Annotated in this window: 5 protein-coding genes; 2 read left to right on the top strand and 3 right to left on the bottom strand. The window is 70.4% G+C overall.

The window, feature by feature from the left end; all coding sequences use genetic code 11:
* Positions 1–122 precede the first annotated feature (122 nt).
* On the top strand, positions 123–1,913 hold the full coding sequence (locus tag ACTHL9_RS03345; RefSeq protein ID WP_440517308.1) for a thiamine pyrophosphate-requiring protein: 1,791 nt from the start codon (positions 123–125) through the stop codon (positions 1,911–1,913).
* Entirely contained in the window at positions 1,910–3,025 is a 1,116-nt protein-coding gene (locus ACTHL9_RS03340) for an enolase C-terminal domain-like protein (protein WP_440517306.1), read from the top strand. The genes ACTHL9_RS03345 and ACTHL9_RS03340 overlap by 4 nt, the downstream gene beginning before the upstream one ends.
* An 84-nt stretch (positions 3,026–3,109) precedes the next feature.
* Here the strand turns inward: ACTHL9_RS03340 and ACTHL9_RS03335 are convergent, their stop codons facing one another.
* The 3 genes from ACTHL9_RS03335 to ACTHL9_RS03325 are packed head-to-tail and all read right to left on the bottom strand — an operon-like array spanning position 3,110 to position 4,579.
* Positions 3,110–3,454, bottom strand: a complete 345-nt coding sequence (locus tag ACTHL9_RS03335) for a DUF2795 domain-containing protein (protein ID WP_440517305.1) — start codon at positions 3,452–3,454, stop codon at positions 3,110–3,112.
* The gene (locus tag ACTHL9_RS03330) at positions 3,447–4,052 is read right to left on the bottom strand and encodes a hypothetical protein (protein WP_440517303.1); all 606 of its coding nucleotides are present in this window, start codon (positions 4,050–4,052) and stop codon (positions 3,447–3,449) included. Before ACTHL9_RS03330 ends, ACTHL9_RS03335 begins: the two co-directional genes overlap by 8 nt.
* 59 nt (positions 4,053–4,111) lie before the next feature.
* Entirely contained in the window at positions 4,112–4,579 is a 468-nt protein-coding gene (locus ACTHL9_RS03325; RefSeq protein ID WP_440517302.1) for a very short patch repair endonuclease, read from the bottom strand.
* Between the last annotated feature and the right edge of the window lie 130 nt (positions 4,580–4,709).

Here is a 4,709-nt window from a genome sequence, read left to right as displayed (position 1 = left end):
TCGCCCCGCTGCTCGTGACCCTTGTGGGCGGGATGGGCCTCCTCGCCTCTGTGCTAAGGCGCGAGGCATGAATCCAAGGACGCGAGCCGTGAACCCCGCAACCCCCGTCAAGGAGAACTGACATGGCCGGACAGAACGTCGCAGAATTCCTCCTCGAGCGCCTCAAGGCGTGGGAGGTCAAGACGGTGTTCGGCTACCCCGGCGATGGCATCAACGGCATCGTCACCGCTCTCGGCAAAGGCGGCGGGCCGCGGTTCGTGCAGGCCCGGCACGAGGAGATGGCCGCCTTCGAGGCCGTCGCCTACGCCAAGTTCACCGGGGACGTCGGGGTGTGCATGGCCACGTCCGGCCCGGGCGCGATCCACCTCCTGAATGGGCTGTACGACGCCAAGCTCGACCACGTGCCCGTCGTCGCCATCGTGGGCCAGGCGGCGCGGACGTCGATGGGCGGCTCGTTCCAGCAGGAAGTCGACCTCCCAACGCTCTTCAAGGATGTCGCCTCCGACTATGTCCAGCTCGTGACGGTTCCCGAGCAGCTGCCCAACGTGCTGGACCGCGCCATCCGGATCGCTCATGCGCGCCGTGCCCCGACCGCCGTCATCATCCCCTCCGACGTGCAGGAGCTCGAATACTCGGCGCCCACCCACGCGATGAAGATGGTGCCCTCCAGCCTCGGCGCCGCGTGGCCCGAGGTGGAGCCGAACATGGACGCCATCCGCCGCGCGGCCGATCTGCTCAACAGCGGCACACAGGTCGCGATGCTCATCGGCCAGGGCGCCCGCCACGCGGCGGCCGAGGTGCAGGAGGTCGCGGAGCTGCTCGGCGCCGGTGTGGCGAAGGCGCTCCTCGGCAAGGACGCGCTCCCCGACACGCTTCCGTTCGTGACCGGATCGATCGGGCTGCTCGGCACCCGTCCGAGCTACGAGATGATGCGCGACTGCGACACCCTGCTCACCGTGGGCTCGAGCTTCCCCTACGCGAACTACTTCCCCGAGCCCGGCAAGGCGCGCGGGGTGCAGATCGACGTCGATCCCACCATGATCGGCCTGCGCTACCCCTACGAGGTCAACATCGTGGCCGACGGCGGTGCAGCGCTCCGTGCGCTCATCCCGCTCCTCGAGCGCAAGGAAGATCGGAGCTGGCGGGGGGACATCGAGGGCAAGGTGTCCCGATGGTGGGAGACGATGCGGGACGAAGCCATGGTCGAGGCCGATCCCGTGAATCCCCTGCGGGTCTTCGCCGAGTGCTCGGACCGGCTGCCCGCGAGCGCGATCGTCGCCGCCGATTCCGGGAGCGCCGCCAACTGGTACGCGCGGCAGCTCCGGTTCCCTTCGGGGGTGCGCGGCAGCCTCTCGGGCAACCTCGCCACCATGGGTCCGGGTGTTCCTTACGCGATCGGGGCCAAGTTCGGGCATCCTGACCGGCCGGTCATCGCCTTTGAGGGCGACGGCGCGATGCAGATGAATGGCCTCGCCGAACTGATCACGATCGCGCGCTATTGGCAGGAGTGGGAAGACCCGCGGCTGGTCGTGGTGGTGCTCCACAACAACGACCTCAACCAGGTCACGTGGGAGCTGCGGGCCTTCAGCGGCTCGCCGATCGTCCCGATGACCCAGGAGCTGCCGGACGTGGACTACGCGTCGTTCGCCGCTGGCTTGGGGCTCGGCGCCATCTCGGTCGACCGCCCCGAGACCCTGGGATCCGCGTGGGACGAGGCGCTCACGGCCACGCGACCGTATGTCCTCGACGTCCGCACGGATCCCAACGTCCCGCCGATTCCCCCGCACGCGACGCTCGAGCAGGCGATGAACGCCGCCAAGAGCGCCCTCCGGGGCGACCCCAACGCCTGGGACTACATCAAGGAGGGGCTCAAGACAAAGGCCCAAGAGCTGCTTCCGGGGCACCGGAAGTGAGCGCGCAGGCCCCCACGGCACCCATCGCGTCGGTGACTGCCTCCGCGTACACCATCCCCACCGACGAGCCCGAGGGGGACGGCACCTTCGCCTGGGACTCGACGACCATCGTCGTCGTCCAGGCCGAAGCCGCGGGGACCACCGGTCTCGGGTACACCTACGGCCCCAGCGCACTGGTGGGGCTGATCTCCGACCTGCTGGGCCCCACGGTCCGGGGCCGGGACGCGTTCGCGGTGCCCGCGTGCGCCGAGGCGATGGCGAGGGCCCTGAGGAACGTCGGGCAGGCCGGGGCGGGAGCGTATGCGGCGTCCGCCGTCGACTGCGCTCTGTGGGACCTCGCCGCGCGTCTGGCGGACCTCCCGCTCCACCAGCTCCTCGGAGCGGCGCGGGACGAGGTGCCCGTGTACGGAAGCGGCGGGTTCACCACGTATACGTACGAGAGGCTCACCGAGCAGCTCACCGGCTGGGTGCTGGGCGAGCACATCCCTCGAGCCAAGATCAAGATCGGCCAGGACCGCGGCACCGACGAGGAGCGCGACATCGAACGCATGCTCATCGCGCGCGAGGCCATCGGGCCGGACGCCGAGCTGTTCGTCGACGCCAATGGCGCCTACACTCCCAAGCAGGCCGTGCGGGTTGCGCAGGCGGCCCGCGAGGCGGGGTTCACCTGGTTCGAGGAGCCCGTCTCCAGCGAGAACTTGACGGGGCTCCGCTTCGTGCGGGAATCCATCGCGGCGGACGTCGCGGCCGGCGAGTACGGCACGCGGCTCGTGGACTTCGAACGGCTCTGCGCGTCGGGGGCCGTCGACTGCCTCCAGGCCGACGTCACGCGCTGCGGTGGGATCACCGGCTGGCTGCGAGCGGCCGCAGTTGCCGCGGCGCACGGCGTCGGGTTCTCCGGACACTGCGCGCCCGCGATCTCCGCCGCCCCAGCGGCTGCCGCACCGACCCTCCGCCACCTCGAGTGGTTCCACGACCACGTCCGCCTCGAAGGCATGCTGTTCGACGGGACCCTCGACCCCGAGGGCGGCACGATCTCCCCGAGCACGGAGCGACCCGGCAACGGCCTCACCTTCCGGAGCGCCGATGCGGAGCCGTACCGGGTCGCCTGACACGCGCGGAACGTCCGCGAAACCGCAGCAAACGGACGAGGCCACAGGATTTCCCCTGCGGCCTCGTCCGTTTCCTTGGGTCTCTCATCCAGCGTCGAAACGCTCGCCGTCCCTTTCGTCGTCCGTGTCGCCGCCGGGGGCGCCGTCTGGCTCGACGTTGTTGCCGTGGTTGTTCTCGATGTTGGTCTGGTTGGCCTTGTCCTGGCTGGCCTTGCCGTGGCTCTCGGGATGCCGGCCGGCCTCCACGATGGCCTCGCTCACCTCGGTCGGCCTCTCATAGGTGCGGTCCGGAATTCCCTCGACCGCACGCACCACATTGCTGTCGGCGCCGTTGTCCTTCGCCGCGGAGACCAGAGCCGCCTTGTCCGCGGGATAGTCGACGCCCTGCAGGAACTTCTGGATCTGAATCGGGTTGACGGTATCAGTCATGGCCTTCCTTCACTCCGGTTTCCGTGCTGCTGCGGGTTCCGTGCTGCTGTGAGGCGGGCTGGTTGACGGCCTCGCGGTCGTGACGGTCGCGGCGCCGATCGTCGAGGCCAGCCTCGACGTCGGGATCCTGAGTTCCCGCCTCGGTGCTGTGGCGCCCGCGTTCCCTTGCCGGCGATCCATCGTGGACGTCGTCATCCGCCCGCACATCGCCATCCGCCCGCACGTCCGCCCGCCGGTCGTGGCCCTCGTGGGCCGAGCCGCGCTTGTCCGGGTCGAGCTCGTCGGCCTTGCGCAACTGCTCCTCGATCCGCTGACGTCCGTCACGGGCGACGCTGGACGCTTCCTCGGCCTCGCGCCGAAGCTTGGCGGCCTCGACCTCGGCCCTCTCGGCCTTGGCCTTCACCTCGAGGCTGTGCGCCTCCCGTTCTCGAACCTCGAGTTCGTCCTGCTTCGCCTCCGAGCGCAGCTCGGCGGCCCGCTCGCGCAGGTGCTCCCTGCGCCCCTCGCCGCGCCGTCGTACCAGCGTCAGCACGAGCACGATCAGCAGAACGAACACGACGATCGCAATGATCAGCCACGTAATCTGGCCAGCATCCATGGCAGCGCCCCTCCTCGGTTGCGTACTGCTGGTTCAGTACCCCGCCTCTGGTGCCCCAATCACGGTTCGGTGGTGGCCGTCGGTCCGTTCACCGCCGCGCTGATGGCTGCAGCCACCGCGAGCGGATCCTCGTGGCTCCAGAAGCGCAGCACGCGCCACCCGCGTGCGGTGAGCGCCGCCGTCGTCTCCTCGTCGCGCTCGCGGTTCCGGGCGATCTTCGGCCGCCAATAGTCCACGTTGCGCTTGGGCTCGATGTAATGCTCAGGGCACCCGTGCCAGTAGCAGCCGTCGATGAAGACGGCGATCCGCGCCCGGGTGAAGACCAGATCGGCGGTGCGGCGCAGGTCCCGCTCGGGCCGCACGGCGACCCTGTAGCGCAGGCCCATCGCGTGGACGGCGCGGCGGACCAAGAGCTCCGGGGCGGTGTCGCGGGAGCGATTGCCCTGCATCGTCTTGCGGATGGCGGGCGTCGACGCCCAAGAGGCAACGACGTCGGGCTCCTCGCCGACGCCGGGCTCCTCGCTCACGCTGCCAGCCTACGCCGGCCCCCACACCGTTGCGGCGGCCCCGCCGCCCCGGGGGGGCCCACGGGCCCGGGGGGGGCGACGCGGGGGGGGGCGGGGCCCCCCCGGGGGGCAGCGGCGGGCCGCCGCCCCC

The organism is Sinomonas sp. (assembly GCF_051955515.1).
Taxonomy (GTDB): Bacteria; Actinomycetota; Actinomycetes; order Actinomycetales; family Micrococcaceae; genus Sinomonas.
This window is presented reverse-complemented; position numbering and strand designations above follow the sequence as displayed.